The sequence below is a fragment of the Calothrix sp. PCC 6303 genome (assembly GCF_000317435.1).
In the GTDB taxonomy this organism is placed as follows: Bacteria; Cyanobacteriota; Cyanobacteriia; order Cyanobacteriales; family Nostocaceae; genus PCC-6303.
In genome coordinates, this window is the sequence record NC_019751.1 from 48,655 (window position 1) to 66,400 (window position 17,746).

Consider the following 17,746-nt stretch of genomic DNA (forward strand, 5'->3'; position numbering starts at 1 on the left):
ATCGCATGGCTCATCCGTTAGTCCCACAAATTATCGAAATAGCAACACCAGTAGCAGCAGAACTGGGATTTGAAGTCGTTGGCGCGGTTTTTCATACTAACCAACGTCCACCTGTATTGCGGGTAGATATCCGTAACCCACAAGCCGACACAGGTTTGGATGATTGTGAAAAGATGAGTCGTGCATTAGAAGTCTCCTTAGATGTTGCGGAAATTATTCCAGATGCCTACATATTAGAAATTTCCAGTCCCGGAATTTCACGACAGTTGACCACCGATAGGGAATTTACCTCTTTTAAAGGATTCCCTGTTATTATCAGCACTTCCCCTGCCTACGAAGGACAGCAAGACTGGGTTGGTCAATTAATTCGTCGGGATGACATAAAAATTTACCTAAACCAAAAAGGACGCGTGGTAGAAATTCCCCGTGACCAAATCACCAAGGTGCAATTAGATGAGCGCCGCTAAATCAACGATTAGCTGTTAGTGATTGGTAATTAGTTATTTTTAGTGATTTTTTCCAGAATCTGTCGAAACTATAGGTGCAACTGGAAAAAATTACCTCACTTGATACTTCGATTGCAGCAGCTATATCCGTTGATATTGCTTGTTTTGATCTTGATTGCTAGATACTGCTAACCAACTTGCCAGCATTATCCCAAAAGCAAAAGGGATTAGTCGTTGTCATCCAACAATTAACCACCAAAAATCTGAACAGTGAACAATCAAAAATAACTAAATTTATTTGTCACAAATTTTACAAATCAAAGTAGCAAAATAAGTATTTGCTCAATTGCTTTATTCAATATGTGGCTTTGTACAGAAGAAAATTTAAGGGAGACTGCGTATGTCAATGGTGAATTTAGATGGATTAAAAGAGTTAATCGAAACTATCAGCCGTGAACGAAACTTACCACGTTTAGCTGTACAGTCAGCGATTCGTGAGGCATTGCTCAAAGGTTATGAGCGGTTTCGTCGTGCCCAAAATTTGGAACATAAACAATTTGAAGACGAATATTTCAACAATTTTGATGTTCAACTTGACATTGATGATGAAGGGTTTCGAGTTGTTGCCACCAAAACCATAGTTGAAGAAGTAATCAACTCAGATCACGAAATTGCCCTGAAGGAAGTTCAGGAAATGGGGGGAGAAGAAGCACAACTAGGACAAGAAGTCGTCTTAGATGTCACCCCTGACAAAAAAGAATTTGGTCGCATGGCTGCTATGCAAACCAAGCAAGTACTGGCGCAGAAACTACGGGATCAACAGCGCCAAATGGTACAAGAAGAATTCCAAGATTTGGAAACCACTGTCTTGCAAGCAAGAGTGTTGAGATTTGAACGGCAATCAATCATTTTGGCTGTCAGCAGTGGTTTTGGGCAAACAGAAGTTGAAGCCGAATTACCTAAACGTGAGCAGTTGCCCAATGATAACTATCGAGCAAATGCAACATTCAAAGTTTACCTGAAGAAAGTTTCTCAAGGGCAGCAGCGTGGACCACAGTTACTAGTATCCCGTGCCGATGCTGGCTTAGTGGTTTACTTATTTGCCAATGAAGTACCAGAAATAGAAGATGAAGTAGTACGGATTGTTGCCGTTGCCAGGGAGGCAAACCCGCCCTCCCGTTATGTTGGACCCAGGACTAAAATAGCGGTAGATACACTAGATCGTGACGTTGATCCTGTGGGTGCATGTATAGGTGCTAGAGGATCACGGATCCAAGTTGTAGTCAACGAACTTCGCGGCGAAAAAATTGATGTGATTCGCTGGTCGCCAGATCCCGCAACCTACATTGCTAATGCCCTTAGTCCGGCACGAGTTGATGATGTCAGACTCATGGATCCAGAAACTCGCCAAACCCACGTCTTAGTTGCAGAAGACCAACTCAGTTTAGCAATCGGGAAAGAAGGGCAAAACGTCCGCTTGGCTGCGCGATTGACTGGTTGGAAAATCGATATCAAAGATAAAGCTAAATACGATTATGAAGGGGAAGATGCTAAATTTGCAGCTGCCCGCATCCAACATGCTGTAGACATGGCAGCAGAGGATGAGGAATTTGAAGAAGATGAAGAGTTTGAAGAAGATGAAGAGTTTACAATAGCATCAGAAACATCACCAAAATTTGAAGAATCAGAAGAATTTGCAGACAAAAATCAACAAGAGTCGGCAGATAATGCTATCTTTGACACTGATAACGATAAGTAAGTAAAGTCAAAGATATAATTTTTTAACAAATCAAGCGCTAATTCAATCTATCTAATAAACAAATGAAGCCAAACTATCGGCGCTGTAATAGCTGCCGCAAAGTGGGTTTAAAGCATGAGTTTTGGCGGATTGTCCGCGTATTTCCATCTGGGCAGGTACAATTAGATCAAGGCATGGGGCGTTCTGCTTACATTTGCCAAAATCAGAGTTGTTTAACTGCGGCTCAGAAGAAAAACCGATTAGGGCGATCGCTACATGCAACAGTGCCAGAAGCTCTGTACCAAGAATTGTGGCAGCGCCTAGCAGAGTCACAATCTCAACCCCAATTGTTAGATATAACCTGAATTATTTTACTTTGCTAACAGGAGAACAAAATAATTGCGACAATAGTCAAACAACTCATACTTCCATCGCGCTCTTTGTACTTATGTAAAGATTAGATGGAGAAAACAACCATTTTGTATGGTGGTGTGGGTAATTCAATTACACCAACACCAGTATTTAATGGCACAATATTAAATTATGAGTTTGTGAAGTTTGAGGCGAAAGCATCATCAGCAAGCACACTTAGAACTTGTACTGAGTTTGATTGTGGAAGACTTAGAGTCAGCAAAGCAAGAAAATACAAACAAAAATAAGCAAATTGGTAGCGCCCACGCACCAAAAAGCATCGACCATCATCCTAGGTGGAGATGCCAGTGTTAAACCGAAACATCTCTCTTTCCTAACTGGAGGCACCGGCAAAACCCATAGCGGCAACCTAAACACAGTAATCGAAGGATGGAGATGTCTCCTTCATCTGGCAGCCATCCGCTAAAACTGTAAACAAAAGGGGAAGAGTGGATGACCAACGGCAAAGTTAGAATTTACGAATTATCAAAGGAATTGAATTTGGATAACAAAGAGCTATTAGCAATTTGCGACCAGCTCAATATCGCGGTCAAAAGTCATAGTAGTACGATCACTGAATCCGAAGCAGAACGTATCCGGTCTCAAGCCGAAAAACAGGCAGTGACAAACGTCAGCTCAAGGCAAGAAAGTGGCAGTAGTCAAAAACAAAATTTACAGCAAGCAGGCTCCCGCAACCGACCACCAGTAGCAAACAAACAACAGATTATAGAAATTCGCAAACCCAAACTACTTAGTAACTCCAGTACCAATGGCGCAGATGCGTCAGGTACTAATGCAAACCAATTTTCTTCCTCTGAGGCTAATTCCCTGAATCCACCTCCACCCCGACCTTTAGCTCCAGAAGTTTCATCCATGAAGCCGTCGGCACCACCTACTCGACCCGTACCCCGCAATCAGTCCGAAACAGCATCGGAACCAGTATCAGTAAATGTGGATAAAAATCCCGCCCGCAGCCAACAAGTAGAAAAAACTGTTGGTGAAAAAACTGAGAAAGTTCCTAGACCCAGACCTGATAAGACTCCTAAACCTCAACTGGTTGCCCCACCCACTAGACCAGCAGAGCCAGACAGCAGTACAAGTACAAATATTGGCAATGTTGCTAATGTTGCCTCTGATGCGGCTCCAACCGAAAAGCCAGTTTTGCGTCGTGAAAAAAGTTCAAATGAAGGACGTGAAGAGCGCGAACACGTGGTTAAACCGAAGGTGAATCGCGGTGGCTCTGAAATGCCACAATCTCCTTCATCTAAGCCAAGTCGTCCTAGCGCACCCGTTCGCTCAGATCAAAAGCCGAGCCGACCGTCATCTGGTGACAATCAAAGACCTAGCAGACCCCTTCGTTCTGGGGAATCGCCAGTTTCAGCGATCGCTACACCACCTCGACCCATGCCACCAGGAACAAGTCGAAACATACCTGGCGCTGCTGCTAATGATGACGATCGCTCAGATATTCCCACAGACGTTATTGAACTCAAGCGTCCAACTCCGCCACGTCTTGCCAAAGCCGGTGCGAAGAAGTGGCAGGAAGAAGAAATCGACGAAAAAGAGAAGCTTGGTAAACTTGCTCCCAAGGGCAAGCGAGTCAAGCCAATTGTGGAAGATGACTTTGATGATGATGATTTGCTAGATGATGAGGATGCCGAGTCACTAGCAGCACTTCAAGTTAGTAACGCCATAGTTCGTCCGCCAAAACCAAAATCTGCTACAAAAGCTAGTCAGCCGATAGCAGCAGTAACAACACAGGCAGTTCGTACAAGAAAAGCCGCAGCTGCTAGCAATAAGGAACAAAATCAAAATCGTCGCCGCGAACCAGAACAGAAGCGCGATCGCCCAGAGAAAATTGTTGTCTATGGTCCGATGACAGTCCAAGAATTAGCAGATGTCTTGGTTGTTGCGGATACTGAAATTGTGAGAATTCTCTTTATCAAGGGTATGGCAGTTAGCATTACCCAAAATTTAGATATCTCCACAATTCAGTTGATTGCTACCGAGTTGGAAGTTGAGGTTGAGGTTCTTGAACCTGTTTCCGAAGCGATTAAAAATGAAATGCTGGAATTAGACGATTTGGATAACCTCCAACGTCGTCCACCAGTTGTAACCATCATGGGTCACGTTGACCACGGTAAAACAACCCTACTGGACTCCATCCGCAAGACAAAAGTGGCAGCAGGGGAAGCTGGTGGAATCACACAACACATTGGTGCTTATCATGTTGATGTGGAACACAACGGCAAGGAACAACAAGTTGTGTTCCTGGATACTCCTGGTCACGAAGCATTTACAGCAATGCGCGCTAGAGGAGCAAGGGTTACAGACATTGCCATCTTGGTTGTTGCGGCAGACGACGGTGTACGTCCACAAACCATTGAGGCAATTCGACATGCTCAAGCTGCCGAAGTACCAATTATTGTTGCCATCAACAAAGTTGATAAAGAAGCAGCACAACCTGACCGAGTTAAGCAGGAACTGACTCAGTACAACTTAACACCTGAAGAATGGGGTGGCGACACCATTATGGTACCTGTGAGTGCCATCAAGGGTGAAAATCTTGATACTTTGTTGGAAATGATTTTGCTAGTAGCAGAAATTGGAGAATTATCTGCAAATCCAAATCGTCCGGCGAAGGGAACAGTGATTGAAGCCCATTTGGATAAAGCAAAAGGTGCGGTTGCAACCTTACTCATCCAAAATGGAACCCTGCGAGTTGGCGATATTTTGGTAGCTGGCTCCGTGTTTGGTAAAGTTCGAGCAATGGTGAACGACCGAAGTGAGCGTGTAGATATTGCTTCTCCTTCCTTTGCTGTTGAAGTATTAGGTCTAAGTGATGTCCCTGCTGCTGGTGATGAGTTTAGCGTCTTCTTAGTTGAGAAAGAAGCTAGAGCGATCGCTAGTCAGCGTGCTGATAAGATTCGTCAGTCACGTTTGATGCAAGGACGCGTCACCCTCACCAGTATTTCTGCTCAAGCTCAAGAAGGCGAGTTGAAAGAACTCAACTTGATCTTGAAAGGCGATGTTCAGGGTTCAGTGGAAGCAATTGTGGGTGCCCTCAAGCAAATTCCTCAAAACGAAGTTCAAATTCGGATGTTGCTTTCATCAGCAGGTGAAATTACCGAAACTGATATCGACTTGGCATCTGCCAGTGGTGCGGTGATCATCGGTTTTAACACCACCCTTGCTAGTGGTGCGCGTCAAGCTGCCGATGAGGCTGGAGTTGATGTTCGTGAGTACAACATCATTTACAAACTCCTAGAAGACATCCAAGCAGCGTTGGAAGGTTTACTAGAGCCGGAATTGGTAGAAGAACCTTTGGGAACCACCGAAGTTCGTGCCGTATTCCCTGTGGGACGCGGTGCAGTAGCTGGTTGCTATGTTCAAAATGGTAAGTTAGTTCGTAACTGTAAGGTTCGTGTACAGCGGAATGGTAAGGTAATCTACGAAGGTGTCCTTGATTCCTTGAAGCGGATGCGCGAAGATTCACGGGAAGTCAACGCTGGTTATGAATGTGGTGTTGGTATCGATAAATTCAACGATTGGGTTGAAGGCGATATTATCGAGTCTTACCAGTTGGTAACTAAGCGTCGTACTTTAACGATGACAAGATGATACAAAGAAAAGTCGGGGCACAAAACCTCGGCTTCCTCTTGAGTCAAATATTGAATTTTGAGGCAGTGTCGGATTTATCCCGCTGCCTTTTTAGTTGTATATAAAAATTTACTTGATAAAATAACTAATTTTGTGTTTTGTATACTAAGGAACGACAATTTAATAACATGAAATGGTGCGTTACGCTGCGCTTACACACCCTACTTTTGCACTTTATTTAATCCACGTTCCTAACTACGTTATTAATCACTTAAAGTCATTTTCAAGATATCCTTAGCCTCACGAAGTATTTGTTGTTTTACAGTTGGGGACTAGCGTCAAAATAAAGTACCAGATGAAAACTGTGAATCCATCATAAAACGGTAAAGTCTGATTGCTATATCGGTATATTATTTAATTGCAAGTCCCTTGGCAGCATTTGATTGACTTCATGCTCTCTGATTTAGGCATTTCTCCAACCACTAACTCATCCTAAATTTTTGAATTTGCAATTGCTGTAAGCGATCGCATTACAGGATTTATGGGGTTTTTTCAAATAAGCGATCGCATTACAGGATTTATGGGCTTTTTTCCAAATACTGTTGTGAGTCGATATCTAATGCTTCCATATCCAATCAAGAATTTCTGGCATATCTTCCCCATGCTGAGTTACATACTGCCGATGCTCAATTAACTTATCCTGCAGCATTTGCTTCACATAGGCAACTGAAGCCCCCAATTTGGGTACACGGTCGATGACATCCATAACTAGGTGGAAACGGTCTAAATCGTTCAAGACTGCCATATCAAAAGGTGTAGTCGTTGTTCCCTCCTCTTTATATCCACGTACATGCAGATTGTGATGATTTGTCCGACGATAAGTTAGGCGATGAATTAACCAAGGGTATCCATGATATGCAAAAATAATTGGTTTATCGGTGGTGAAAATCACATCAAAGTCTTTATCAGATAAACCATGCGGGTGTTCTGTTGGTGTTTGCAGTTTCATCAAGTCAACCACATTTACCACTCGTACCTTTAGTTCTGGTAAGTGCTGGCGCATGAAATCAACTGCTGCCAAGGTTTCTAAGGTGGGAACATCCCCCGCACAAGCCATCACAACATCAGGTTCGCTACCTTTATCATTGCTTGCCCACTCCCAAATACCAAGACCTTTGGAACAGTGTTTAATGGCAGCATCCATATCTAAATACTGTAATTCAGGTTGTTTCCCAGCCACAATCACGTTGACATAATGACGACTTCGCAAACAATGATCGGTGACAGATAGTAACGTATTTGCATCAGGTGGTAAATAGACTCGAATTATCTCTGCTTTTTTGTTGACTACATGGTCGATGAAACCTGGATCTTGGTGGGAAAAGCCGTTATGATCTTGTCGCCAGACATGTGAGGTTAACAAATAGTTGAGGGAAGCAATTGGTCTGCGCCAAGGTATATCCTTAGTTGTCGTTAACCATTTGGCATGTTGGTTAAACATCGAATCAATGACGTGGATAAATGCCTCATAGCAGGAAAGAAAACCGTGACGACCTGTTAATAAATATCCCTCTAACCAACCTTCACAGGTATGTTCGCTCAAAATTTCCATCACTCGACCATCGATTCCTAAATGGTCATCTTCAGGTATTATTTGTGCGCCCCAAGTCTTATCGGTTACATCTAAAACATCACCTAGACGATTGGAAGCAGTTTCATCGGGACCAAATAACCTAAAGTTACGATTCTCTAGGTTTAGTTTCATCACATCCCGAAGAAACTTACCCATGACGCGGGTTGATTCTACTTCCACTGTTCCAGGTTTGGGAACGGCAATGGCATAATCTTGGAAGTTGGGCATTTTCAAATCTTTGAGGAGGATGCCACCATTGGTATGGGGGTTATCTCCCATGCGGAATTGTCCCTTGGGTGCAAGTTCTGCAAGTTCCGGCATTAATTTGCCGTTAGGGTCGAAGAGTTCTTCGGGTTTATAACTCTTCATCCATGCCGATAGAAGTTTGATATGTTCTGGCTTACTTGCTAACTCTCCAAAGGGAACTTGGTGACTACGCCAAGAACCTTCCGTCTTTTTGCCATCAACTTCTTTTGGTCCAGTCCAACCTTTGGGACTTCTCAAAATAATCATCGGCATTCGCGGACGTTCTGTGAAACCATGCACCCTAGCTTCCCGTTGAATGCCCTTAATTTCCTCAATTACTGTATCTAATGTTGCCGCCATTAGTTGGTGCATGGTTTCTGGGTCGGAACCTTCTACAAAGTAAGGTTTGTAACCATAACCTATAAACAAACTTTCCAGTTCTTCGTGGCTGATACGTGCCAGTACAGTTGGGTTAGCAATTTTATACCCATTGAGGTGGAGAATTGGCAAAACAGCCCCATCATGTACAGGGTTAAGGAACTTATTTGAGTGCCAACTTGCTGCTAGAGGTCCTGTTTCTGCTTCCCCGTCACCAACGACGCAAGCAATTATTTGGTCGGGGTTATCAAATGCGGCTCCGTAGGCGTGAGATAATGCGTAACCGAGTTCCCCACCTTCGTGAATTGAACCAGGGGTTTCGGGTGCGACGTGACTGGGGATACCACCTGGGAAGGAAAATTGTTTGAAGAGTTTTTTGATCCCCTCTTTATCTTGGGAAATATTTGGGTAGTATTCGCTGTAAGTTCCCTCAAGGTAAGTATTGGCAACTAATCCGGGACCCCCATGACCAGGACCTGCGATATAAATGATACTTTGGTCATGCTTTTTGATGATGCGGTTGAGATGGACGTAGATAAAGTTTAAACCGGGTGTGGTTCCCCAGTGACCGAGTAGTCGGGGTTTAATCTGTTCAAGTTTGAGCGGTTCTTGGAGGAGGGGATTATCTAGTAGGTAAATTTGTCCAACCGAAAGATAGTTAGCAGCACGCCAGTAAGCGTTAATCTTACGTAGTTCTTCTGCTGTGAGTGGAGAATCTGTGACCATCTGACTGGTGGTTGTCATAGTTTATCGCTAAATGGTAGATCAATTGTGTATCAATTCGAGGTTGAATTTATTCTGGTGGGATTTCGATTTTGATATTACAGGACAAATGTGAGGAAATTTTGAGGATTCTGTGTTTGCTGCCATAATTATTAATAAATAATTAAAAACCATCACACAAAAACTATCTATAGCAGGTTACTTCTTTTGATATTTAATACAAATCCAGATGTCCCAGCAGAACATCTCTCTCAGGGGGGATTTTGGATAACATATGATTAATTTATGAAGATGTTTATTGGGGCAAAACTAAATATTGGTGAGACGCGACGCATCACGTCTCTACATTTTAAACAATAATATCAATGACAACTTGAGATCAAACTGCTTTTTATCTTTGATGTTCTAAGCGACTCAAGCGTTGGGAGTAGCTTCGCATCACTTGTAGTGCAAAGGTTGGTGTTTCTTGAACGGCAAACAAAAATCGTTTTTCATCTAAGAAAGCAAGTTTACAGTCGGTTTTCGCTGTTGCTGTATATGTCCGATTCTGAATGCCAACTAGTACTCCAGAACCAAAAATATCTCCAGATTGAATTGTCTCAGCAACTTTACCATTCACAGATATATCAACTTCTCCTTCCAATACACCGTACATTAAATCCCCTGGCTGTCCTTCCTCAAAGATAATTTGATTTGCTGCAAATACTTGAGGTTCTGCTTGCTTCTGGAAGATGATTATGGTTTCTAAAGGTTGAAACATGACTTTGCCATTCTAACTACAAAGAAAGTCTAATTTATTATGAGTCCTGTATTTATATATTTTTAAATCTCAATCTTAATCTTGACCAAATGTTAACCTTTTCATTACCAAAGATTCTAACGCACGCCACGCGTACATAGACGCAAATCGGTTTCCCGCAGGCTAATAAATAGTCAGGAAGACAAATTTAATAACATACAATTTCGATTGAGCAATATAAATTAGGGAAAACGGTTGTTTGCCCCTACAGTATCCACTATATATATTGTCTAACTCTATTTATTCTGAAAAATAATAAAAACTGGGATGCACACCTTTTGCGCTTTATTTAATCCACGTTCCTAAGCTTAGGTTGGGTGTAGACTTTACGGAACCCAACATGTGAGATCAAAAAAAAGTAATTATTTCAACTGGAAAATATCTAAATGAAACCAGTAACAAAATGGATTTTAAAAGCTTTCAATCTGAGAATATTGGGTTAAGTTGCTACAATATTTGTGTTAAATATTAAGGTTTTTAGTGCGCCTCAACCCAACCGACGAATCAATCATTATTCAAGTCCAAACCTGCTTCTAAATTCAGCCATTATATCTGACATAATAAATACTCTGTTCATGTGTTTTGGGTTAGTTAAACAATATATACCACTACTTCGTTGATGCTTTTCCATTAATTCTTTATCTTGGCTACCAATAATAACTAGTAATTCAGAATCGCACACAGGACACGTAATTTTGCCTTCTCTTTCATGAACATCTATAATTTATTGTAAATTATCACTTTTGCCATCATATCTGGAAGTTTCCATTTTCATTATCTGATGATGAGATTGCTTTTACCAATTTAGTAAGCATTAACCTTCTCATTACCAACAATACCTTCGCCATTTTACGATAAATAAAGCTTTCAGCTTCCACGGTAAATTAAGGATTTCTGTTTTTTTGGCAAAACTAAAAGCTGTATAAACATGGTGCGGATTTTCCCATAGAGGGTTTGATTTATGTTCTTTAGCCCATAAGGGTTTTAAGCTTTTGCCGTCGGCTGAAAATAAAACCCTTATTTTTTCAGGAATCCGATGATTTTGCACGGTTTTTGTGATACTCAGTTTTGGCGAAGGTATTGTACCAAAGATGTTAGTTTAGACATTGCCAACATTCACAGGCAATTTGCCAATCTTCTTGAGTGTGAATTACCAAAAGTCGTACTTTTGAAGTAGGCATAGAAATATTAATATCTACAGGTTTTTGTTGATTTTTTTGACGATCTATTTCTACTCCTAAAAAGCTGAAAGCATCACTAACTTGCGAACGGACTTCTGCGGAATTTTCCCCAACTCCACCAGTAAAAATTAACACATCTAATCCTCCTAAGCTGGCAATCATGGAACCGATACAGGATTTTAGACGATGAATGTAAATATCAAATGCGAGTTTTGCCCGGTTGTTGCCTTGTGCGATCTCGTGATAGATTTGACGCATGTCTCCAGATATGCCGGAAATTCCCTTTAAGCCTGAGTCTCGATTGAGTAAGTGATCGAGTTCTTCAACGGTGTAATTTCCTTGACGTAGTAAATGGATGAGAATACCTGGATCTATTGCCCCAGAGCGGCTGCCCATCATTAAGCCATCAAGGGGTGTGAATCCCATTGTGGTGTCGATACTGCGACCATTTTTGATAGCGACTAGTGAACAACCATTACCAAGATGGCAAGTAATAATACGTAGGGAGTTGATATCTTGGTCAAGAATCTGTGCTGCGCGCTGGGTGCAATATTGATAACTGATACCATGAAAACCATAACGACGAATGTCCTGTTGAATCCATTCGTAAGCACCGGGATAAATTGCGGCAGCATCGGGTATATGACTATGAAAAGCAGTATCAAAGACGGCGATTTGGGGGACATCTAAGTGCTGTTCCATCACTTCAATGCCTTCTAAATTCACTGGGTTATGGACTGGAGCGATGTTAGAAAGATGCGCGATCGCATTCTTCACTTCTGCCGTAATTTTTATGCTTTCAGAGTACTTCCTGCCACCATGGACAACACGATGTCCAACTACATCAATTTCTCCAAGTTCCTGGATGACTTGGGTGGAACCTTGACAAAGGGTGTCGAGTAAATGAGTAATAATTGCCGAATGGGAATCTGCTGATATTTGTTCTTCTAAGTTTCCACCTGTAGCAGTTTTTACCTGAATTTCCGCTGTTCCTTGGTGATGACTCCAATCTACTTTGGCTTCCCAAATTGGTGCTGGTGCTTCTTGGGGAATTCCCTCTGTGATTTCATATAAACAGCTTTTGTAGGTGCTAGAACCTGCATTAAATGTCAGTATTTTCATCTATTTAGAGGCTAGTTCAGTACTTAGAGAATATCGCGGTTCTCAGTTGAGTTAAATGCAATTCGTGGTGGAAGATACCATAGATCCATACCTTGCTACTCCATTTCCCAGTAGGGTTGTTTGCCCTTATTTGTAGTTCATCCAAAGGACAAACGCTATAGTTCTGTTTATTTCTGCCGACTTAGAACCTATTTAAAGAGTAAATATTAAGATTAAGTAGAATGTGTTACATCTGTTTAATGATTTAGGTATGTGAACCAATGATATATAGCCGTAACCCACCGTATGATAATGGTTGTTACGCGTTGCTTTAACGCACCCTAAAAATTTAAGGTTTAGTTTATAAATTATCTCTAAGGGATGAGCTGCAATGGTAGATATTGGGCTGACTCACATAGCGCTTCCAGTTTCAAATATTGAAAGAAGTATAAAATTTTATGCTACCTATGCTGGGATGCAGGCTATTCATCGTCGTAGTGACATCAAGACAGGTATAGATGTGGTATGGTTGTGTGACAAAACTCGTCCTTTCGTGATTGTTCTGATTGAAACACCTTTAGTGCAGACTGTTCTATCTCCTTTAGCACATTTGGGAGTTGGTTGTAAAAGTCGTGAATTTATGGATCATCTTTGTGAAAAAGCACAACAGGAAGGTGTTTTGCTGCAAAAACAACAAGATTCTGGATATCCTATTGGATATTGGGCTTTTTTAAAAGATCCGGATGGTCACACCCTGGAATTATCTTATGGGCAGGAAATAGGATTGACGGTAGAAGAAACTCCGTGAAAATTCAGTTGTTCTGTATTTAGCGGTGGAAATTGATAACCTGTTCTTGAGCACTAGTACAGCACGGCGTAAATAAAACAACCATTTACAATAAGCGAAAAGCCTGTTTTATCGACTTTATTCTTTCTGCCTCTCCGCAGTCGCTACAACGGGGGGGGAACCCCCGCAACGCGGTGCTCTCTGCCTACTAACAGAATCCGCACTTACAGAAGTCACTCCGTGCCTACCGCGTCTACTTACTTCTGCCTTCATGCAGTAGTTATTCGTGTTTTTGGTTGAACTGTTTCTTAGCTTGTTCATAAATCTCCACAGTAATTGGCAAGAAATTATTCTCCTGAGCGTAAGTTTCAATTTTTTTCCGAGCAAAAGGACGGACGAAAAAAGGTATATCTTTGAGTTTTGCTTCGGCTTCGGGAGTCCATGTAATCTGATCGCTCATTGATTTTGGTTTGAATTTTGATTATTCACTCAAATATTTTAACGAAAAACTTGGCTTCCAAAAGCTTGCCCTTATCCGTCTCAAACTTAGCTAAGTAGCTTGATGGAAGGCTAGAATCTTCGGAGTAGAGGAAGTTTAATTAAATTTTCGCCAAAGAAAAAACCATCTGTAACTTTTTGTCAAGCGAATTTTAACTTTTCTGTTCTAATTGAGATTTTGTGTTAGCATGTGCATGGAGAGTTAATTCGGCGAGCAGCGTTTGTTTTTATTATTGACAGGTTTACTTCCTTTTGGTATGCACAGACTTTACCCGAAATCTAAATCTCTACACACTTATGGTTTCGGAGACAAATTATGTCAGTTTACGTAGGCAATCTTTCTTATGAAGTTACAGAGGAAAGCTTGAATGCTGTGTTTGCAGAGTATGGTACTGTAAAACGCGTTCAACTTCCTACCGATCGGGAAACTGGTCGTTTACGTGGCTTCGGTTTCGTAGAAATGGGTACAGAAGCAGAAGAAGCTGCTGCCATTGAAGCTCTTGATGGAGCTGAATGGATGGGACGTGACCTTAAAGTTAATAAGGCTAAACCCAAAGAAGATAGAGGATCTTTTGGTGGCAACCGTGGCGGAAATTTCCGCAACCGTTACTAATCTAGATTAGTCTAACTTGATTTAGTATCTTAGAGGTACTTTAAAAAGGCTCAAGCGTAAAAGCTTGGGCTTTTTTGCTATTTAATAGGGAATAGAAATAGACGAGGATCACGAAAGTTATCACGGGCAAGATAGAATATAAGATCTTGGTACTTCTTTTGGCGATCATGGGTAATACATTTGGGCATCTGTTTCGCATCACAACATTTGGCGAGTCTCACGGGGGTGGAGTGGGGGTTGTCATTGATGGTTGTCCACCACGTTTAGAAATTACTCCCGAAGAAATCCAAGTTGAATTAGATAGGCGGCGACCAGGACAAAGTAAAATAACCACACCGAGAAAAGAAGCGGATAAGTGCGAAATCCTCTCTGGAGTCTTTGAGGGCAAAACACTGGGTACACCGATATCAATTTTGGTGCGTAATCAGGATATGCGATCGCAAGATTACAACGAGATGTCAGAAAAATATCGTCCATCCCATGCAGATGCGACATACGATGCTAAATATGGATTTCGTAATTGGCAAGGTGGCGGTCGGTCGTCAGCGCGTGAGACAATAGGGCGTGTTGCAGGCAGTGCGATCGCTAAAAAGATTCTGCGTCAAGTTGCTGGTGTAGAAATTATCGGCTATGTCAAGCGCATCAAGGATTTAGAAGCTGTAATTGATTCTGACACTGTGACTTTAGAACAAGTAGAAAGCAATATTGTCCGCTGTCCTGATGCCAATTTTGCCGAGAAAATGATCGAATTAATTGAGAAAATTGGACGAGATGGTAATTCCATCGGTGGTGTAGTGGAATGTGTTGCGAGGAACGTTCCCAAAGGTTTGGGTGAACCGGTTTTTGATAAGTTAGAAGCAGATATTGCCAAGGGTGTCATGTCCCTTCCTGCTAGTAAAGGTTTTGAAATTGGTTCTGGTTTTGCGGGAACCACCCTGACAGGATTTGAACATAATGATGAATTTTATACTGATGAAACTGGCGAAATTCGCACCGTCACTAACCGTTCTGGAGGTATTCAAGGTGGTATTTCCAATGGGGAAAATATCATCATCCGTGTAGCATTTAAGCCTACTGCAACTATCCGTAAAGAACAGAAAACTGTCACCAAAGAAGGGGAAGAGACACTCCTAGCAGGTAAAGGTAGGCATGATCCTTGTGTTTTACCCCGTGCTGTACCCATGGTAGAGGCAATGGTGGCATTAGTTTTGTGCGATCATTTGTTGAGAAATCATGGTCAGTGTCACGTATTGTGAATGCCAACGGAAGCATGATATTGCAAGAAAAGTAAATGTCAGCTATGTCCAGATTTTTGCGAGCGGTATATAAATTGACACACAATAATAATTATCGTTTACAATCAAATCCTTGTGGGAGAAAATACGAATAATGGATTTGACAATATTAGGATTAATTGCGGGTGGATTAACGACAATCTCTTTTGTTCCGCAAATGATCAAAACATGGCAAACAAGATCGGCTAAAGATGTGTCATTTGTGATGTTAATTACATTTATTAGTGGTATTTTTCTGTGGTTGATTTATGGTATTTTACGTCAGGATATTGCAATTATTGCGGCTAACGGGGTTACATTAATTTTTAATTTTATTATTCTCGGACTAAAAATTAGATATAAAAATATATCTATTAAACCTCGTCCATGATGCAGTACCTTCGCCAAAACGAAGTATCACAAAAAACGTGCAAAATCATAGGATTCCTGAAAAAATAAGGGTTTTATTTTCAGCCGAAGGCAAAAGCTGAAAACCCTTATGGGCTAAAGAACATAAATAGGGCTTGCTGAATAACTATAAAAATACTTATTTCTCAATACTTTCGAGATTTTTATCCTGGGAAAGTGCAAGGAAATAAGGGTTTGAGGTTTAAAAAACTTGTATACAGGTTTATTGGAGTATAGAAAAACGGAAAAATAAGGATAAAACTGTTAAGAGTTCCCTACCCCCACTAGAATACTTTTACAGCTAACGCTGCGCTACGGGAACAGCAAGCCCTAAATAAAACCCTCTACGGGAAAATCCGCTCCATGTTTATACAGCTTTTAGTTTTGCCGAAAAAACAAAAGCCCTTAATTTACCCTGAAAGCTGAAAGCTTTATTTCTCCTAAAATGGCGAAGGTATTGTGATCAAAAGTGGAGTTTTGTCAAAATTTGCGATAAATCTCCAGTTCGCTTTGCGATCGCATTCTATAAATTTTTCCCTTGTTCAACTAGTCTATTTAGATTTTGCATCCAATTATATTTACTTGAATCGCCAATTTGTTTCTGATTAACAATACCTATTTTAGCAAAAAAAATAGTTATTTTATTATCTCATTAGTCAAAGACTTTTATATTTTTTAGTAGCAATATAAACATTAAAAAAAACTAAATAGCTGCATCATCAAAGTATCTGCTGAATACATATTTTGATAATTCTAAGGGCGAGAATTTTTGGCTTTGATTTCAGGAGATATATGTAGGAGAACACAATGTTAAATTATCTGCCACCGTTAAACGAGCATAATTTGCCGTATCCAGATACGGTTCATCCAATCGTAGTTCACTTCGTAATTGCGATGGTGTTATTTGGTTTTGTCTGTGATGTAATTGGTTCCTTTACCAAAAACTCCCGGTTATTTGAAGTTAGTTGGTGGAACATGGTACTAGCAACAGTTTCCATCTTCGTCGCCATTATTTTTGGTCAATTTGAAGCTGGTTTAGCCAAGCCCTACGATGTGGTGCAACCAGTATTAAACATGCATACATTTATTGGTTGGTCATTATCAGGATTAATAGCAGCAGTTACAGGTTGGCGTTATGTAATTCGTTTACGCACCCCTGACACACTCCCAATTCCCTATTTAGCTTTAAACCTGTTATTAGCAACAGTTGTAATTGTGCAAGTATACCTAGGAGATCAACTGGTTTGGGTATATGGATTACATACAGTACCAGTAGTTGAAGCAGTGAAGGAGGGAATTTTACGATGAACTCAGAACTAATCGAACAATTAAGGGCGAGTTTGGGTGCAAATGGTCTACCCTACAATATTCCCATCCATCCCAACTTAGTTCACCTCACTTTGGGCTTATTCATCATTGGGATTACCTTTGATTTTGTGGGTGTATTATTCCCCCTCCAAAAACCAATCTTCAAATTCTTAGCACTTCCTGCTGAACGGGAAAACTTCTTTGATGTAGGTTGGTATAACATGCTAGCCTCCTCCATCATCACCTGCTTTACCGTTGCCGCAGGTTTCTACGAAATTATGCTAGCTGAACCATCTCCTGACATCACCAGCGCTTGGGGATTCAAGGCAATGGAAACCATGTTATGGCATGGAGTTGGTGGAGTTTTGTTATTTTCCCTAATTGTGGGGATGACAGTTTGGAGAGGCTTCCAACGTTTTCTTTGGCGTAAACAAGAAGACAGACAAGTTCAGTGGAGCTACTTAGTCGCAGGCTTTGCCATCATGTTTATCATGTATCTCCATGGAACCTTAGGAGCACAATTAGCCGCCGAATTTGGAGTACATAACACAGCAGACTCCCTATTGCGACTAGGTGAAAACCCCAACATGTTATTGAAATAA

15 protein-coding genes are annotated in these 17,746 nt (G+C 41.2%); 11 read left to right on the forward strand and 4 right to left on the reverse strand.

The window, feature by feature from the left end; genetic code table 11:
- Positions 1 to 5: 5 nt before the first annotated feature.
- The 5 genes from rimP (at position 6) to infB (ending at position 6,216) form a co-directional block, all read left to right on the forward strand.
- Positions 6 to 467, forward strand: coding sequence for a ribosome maturation factor RimP (gene rimP, locus CAL6303_RS00210; protein ID WP_015195813.1), 462 nt, complete (start codon positions 6 to 8; stop codon positions 465 to 467).
- A gap of 379 nt (positions 468 to 846) precedes the next feature.
- Positions 847 to 2,205 (forward strand): transcription termination factor NusA, encoded by a 1,359-nt coding sequence (gene nusA, locus CAL6303_RS00215; RefSeq protein ID WP_015195814.1) that lies wholly within the window; start codon positions 847 to 849, stop codon positions 2,203 to 2,205.
- Positions 2,206 to 2,267: 62 nt separating this feature from the next.
- Complete coding sequence (locus tag CAL6303_RS00220; RefSeq protein ID WP_015195815.1) at positions 2,268 to 2,549, forward strand: YlxR family protein; 282 nt, start codon at positions 2,268 to 2,270, stop codon at positions 2,547 to 2,549.
- Between the two features lie 96 nt (positions 2,550 to 2,645).
- Complete coding sequence (locus tag CAL6303_RS30130) at positions 2,646 to 2,843, forward strand: hypothetical protein (RefSeq protein ID WP_015195816.1); 198 nt, start codon at positions 2,646 to 2,648, stop codon at positions 2,841 to 2,843.
- 205 nt (positions 2,844 to 3,048) lie between these two features.
- The gene (gene infB, locus CAL6303_RS00230) at positions 3,049 to 6,216 is read left to right on the forward strand and encodes a translation initiation factor IF-2 (RefSeq protein WP_015195817.1); all 3,168 of its coding nucleotides are present in this window, start codon (positions 3,049 to 3,051) and stop codon (positions 6,214 to 6,216) included.
- A 595-nt stretch (positions 6,217 to 6,811) separates the two neighbouring features.
- Here the strand turns inward: infB and CAL6303_RS00235 are convergent.
- The 3 genes from CAL6303_RS00235 to CAL6303_RS00245 all read right to left on the reverse strand — a co-directional run bounded on the left by CAL6303_RS00235 (position 6,812) and on the right by CAL6303_RS00245 (position 12,277).
- The gene (locus CAL6303_RS00235; protein ID WP_015195818.1) at positions 6,812 to 9,196 is read right to left on the reverse strand and encodes a phosphoketolase; all 2,385 of its coding nucleotides are present in this window, start codon (positions 9,194 to 9,196) and stop codon (positions 6,812 to 6,814) included.
- Between the two features lie 370 nt (positions 9,197 to 9,566).
- Positions 9,567 to 9,935, reverse strand: a complete 369-nt coding sequence (locus tag CAL6303_RS00240) for a Crp/Fnr family transcriptional regulator (protein ID WP_015195819.1) — start codon at positions 9,933 to 9,935, stop codon at positions 9,567 to 9,569.
- A gap of 1,133 nt (positions 9,936 to 11,068) precedes the next feature.
- Positions 11,069 to 12,277: an acetate/propionate family kinase gene (locus tag CAL6303_RS00245; protein ID WP_015195820.1), complete on the reverse strand. Its 1,209-nt coding sequence runs from the start codon at positions 12,275 to 12,277 to the stop codon at positions 11,069 to 11,071.
- A 370-nt stretch (positions 12,278 to 12,647) separates the two neighbouring features.
- Between CAL6303_RS00245 and CAL6303_RS00250 the strand changes: the two genes are divergently transcribed.
- Positions 12,648 to 13,064, forward strand: a complete 417-nt coding sequence (locus tag CAL6303_RS00250; RefSeq protein ID WP_015195821.1) for a VOC family protein — start codon at positions 12,648 to 12,650, stop codon at positions 13,062 to 13,064.
- A 259-nt stretch (positions 13,065 to 13,323) separates the two neighbouring features.
- Here the strand turns inward: CAL6303_RS00250 and CAL6303_RS00255 are convergent, their stop codons facing one another.
- Positions 13,324 to 13,503 (reverse strand): PCP reductase family protein, encoded by a 180-nt coding sequence (locus tag CAL6303_RS00255; RefSeq protein WP_015195822.1) that lies wholly within the window; start codon positions 13,501 to 13,503, stop codon positions 13,324 to 13,326.
- 354 nt (positions 13,504 to 13,857) lie between these two features.
- Here CAL6303_RS00255 and CAL6303_RS00260 point away from each other — a divergent pair, with 354 nt between their 5' ends.
- From CAL6303_RS00260 to CAL6303_RS00280, 5 genes are all read left to right on the forward strand, one after another.
- The gene (locus CAL6303_RS00260; protein WP_015195823.1) at positions 13,858 to 14,154 is read left to right on the forward strand and encodes an RNA recognition motif domain-containing protein; all 297 of its coding nucleotides are present in this window, start codon (positions 13,858 to 13,860) and stop codon (positions 14,152 to 14,154) included.
- A 167-nt stretch (positions 14,155 to 14,321) separates the two neighbouring features.
- Positions 14,322 to 15,410 carry a chorismate synthase gene (gene aroC / locus CAL6303_RS00265; RefSeq protein WP_015195824.1) on the forward strand — a complete coding sequence of 363 codons (1,089 nt, stop codon included), beginning with the start codon at positions 14,322 to 14,324 and terminating at the stop codon, positions 15,408 to 15,410.
- Between the two features lie 133 nt (positions 15,411 to 15,543).
- Complete coding sequence (locus CAL6303_RS00270) at positions 15,544 to 15,819, forward strand: SemiSWEET transporter (RefSeq protein WP_015195825.1); 276 nt, start codon at positions 15,544 to 15,546, stop codon at positions 15,817 to 15,819.
- Positions 15,820 to 16,643: 824 nt separating this feature from the next.
- The gene (locus CAL6303_RS00275; RefSeq protein ID WP_015195826.1) at positions 16,644 to 17,144 is read left to right on the forward strand and encodes a DUF2231 domain-containing protein; all 501 of its coding nucleotides are present in this window, start codon (positions 16,644 to 16,646) and stop codon (positions 17,142 to 17,144) included.
- Positions 17,141 to 17,746, forward strand: a complete 606-nt coding sequence (locus CAL6303_RS00280) for a DUF2231 domain-containing protein (RefSeq protein ID WP_015195827.1) — start codon at positions 17,141 to 17,143, stop codon at positions 17,744 to 17,746. The genes CAL6303_RS00275 and CAL6303_RS00280 overlap by 4 nt, the downstream gene beginning before the upstream one ends.

Bases quoted from the DNA above. Each gene is read 5' to 3' on its own strand.
- rimP (WP_015195813.1), top strand. From the start codon at position 6: ATGGCTCATCCGTTAGTCCCACAAATTATCGAAATAGCAACACCAGTA.
- nusA (WP_015195814.1), top strand. From the start codon at position 847: ATGTCAATGGTGAATTTAGATGGATTAAAAGAGTTAATCGAAACTATC.
- CAL6303_RS00220 (WP_015195815.1), top strand. From the start codon at position 2,268: ATGAAGCCAAACTATCGGCGCTGTAATAGCTGCCGCAAAGTGGGTTTA.
- CAL6303_RS30130 (WP_015195816.1), top strand. From the start codon at position 2,646: ATGGAGAAAACAACCATTTTGTATGGTGGTGTGGGTAATTCAATTACA.
- infB (WP_015195817.1), top strand. From the start codon at position 3,049: ATGACCAACGGCAAAGTTAGAATTTACGAATTATCAAAGGAATTGAAT.
- CAL6303_RS00235 (WP_015195818.1), bottom strand. From the start codon at position 9,196: ATGACAACCACCAGTCAGATGGTCACAGATTCTCCACTCACAGCAGAA.
- CAL6303_RS00240 (WP_015195819.1), bottom strand. From the start codon at position 9,935: ATGTTTCAACCTTTAGAAACCATAATCATCTTCCAGAAGCAAGCAGAA.
- CAL6303_RS00245 (WP_015195820.1), bottom strand. From the start codon at position 12,277: ATGAAAATACTGACATTTAATGCAGGTTCTAGCACCTACAAAAGCTGT.
- CAL6303_RS00250 (WP_015195821.1), top strand. From the start codon at position 12,648: ATGGTAGATATTGGGCTGACTCACATAGCGCTTCCAGTTTCAAATATT.
- CAL6303_RS00255 (WP_015195822.1), bottom strand. From the start codon at position 13,503: ATGAGCGATCAGATTACATGGACTCCCGAAGCCGAAGCAAAACTCAAA.
- CAL6303_RS00260 (WP_015195823.1), top strand. From the start codon at position 13,858: ATGTCAGTTTACGTAGGCAATCTTTCTTATGAAGTTACAGAGGAAAGC.
- aroC (WP_015195824.1), top strand. From the start codon at position 14,322: ATGGGTAATACATTTGGGCATCTGTTTCGCATCACAACATTTGGCGAG.
- CAL6303_RS00270 (WP_015195825.1), top strand. From the start codon at position 15,544: ATGGATTTGACAATATTAGGATTAATTGCGGGTGGATTAACGACAATC.
- CAL6303_RS00275 (WP_015195826.1), top strand. From the start codon at position 16,644: ATGTTAAATTATCTGCCACCGTTAAACGAGCATAATTTGCCGTATCCA.
- CAL6303_RS00280 (WP_015195827.1), top strand. From the start codon at position 17,141: ATGAACTCAGAACTAATCGAACAATTAAGGGCGAGTTTGGGTGCAAAT.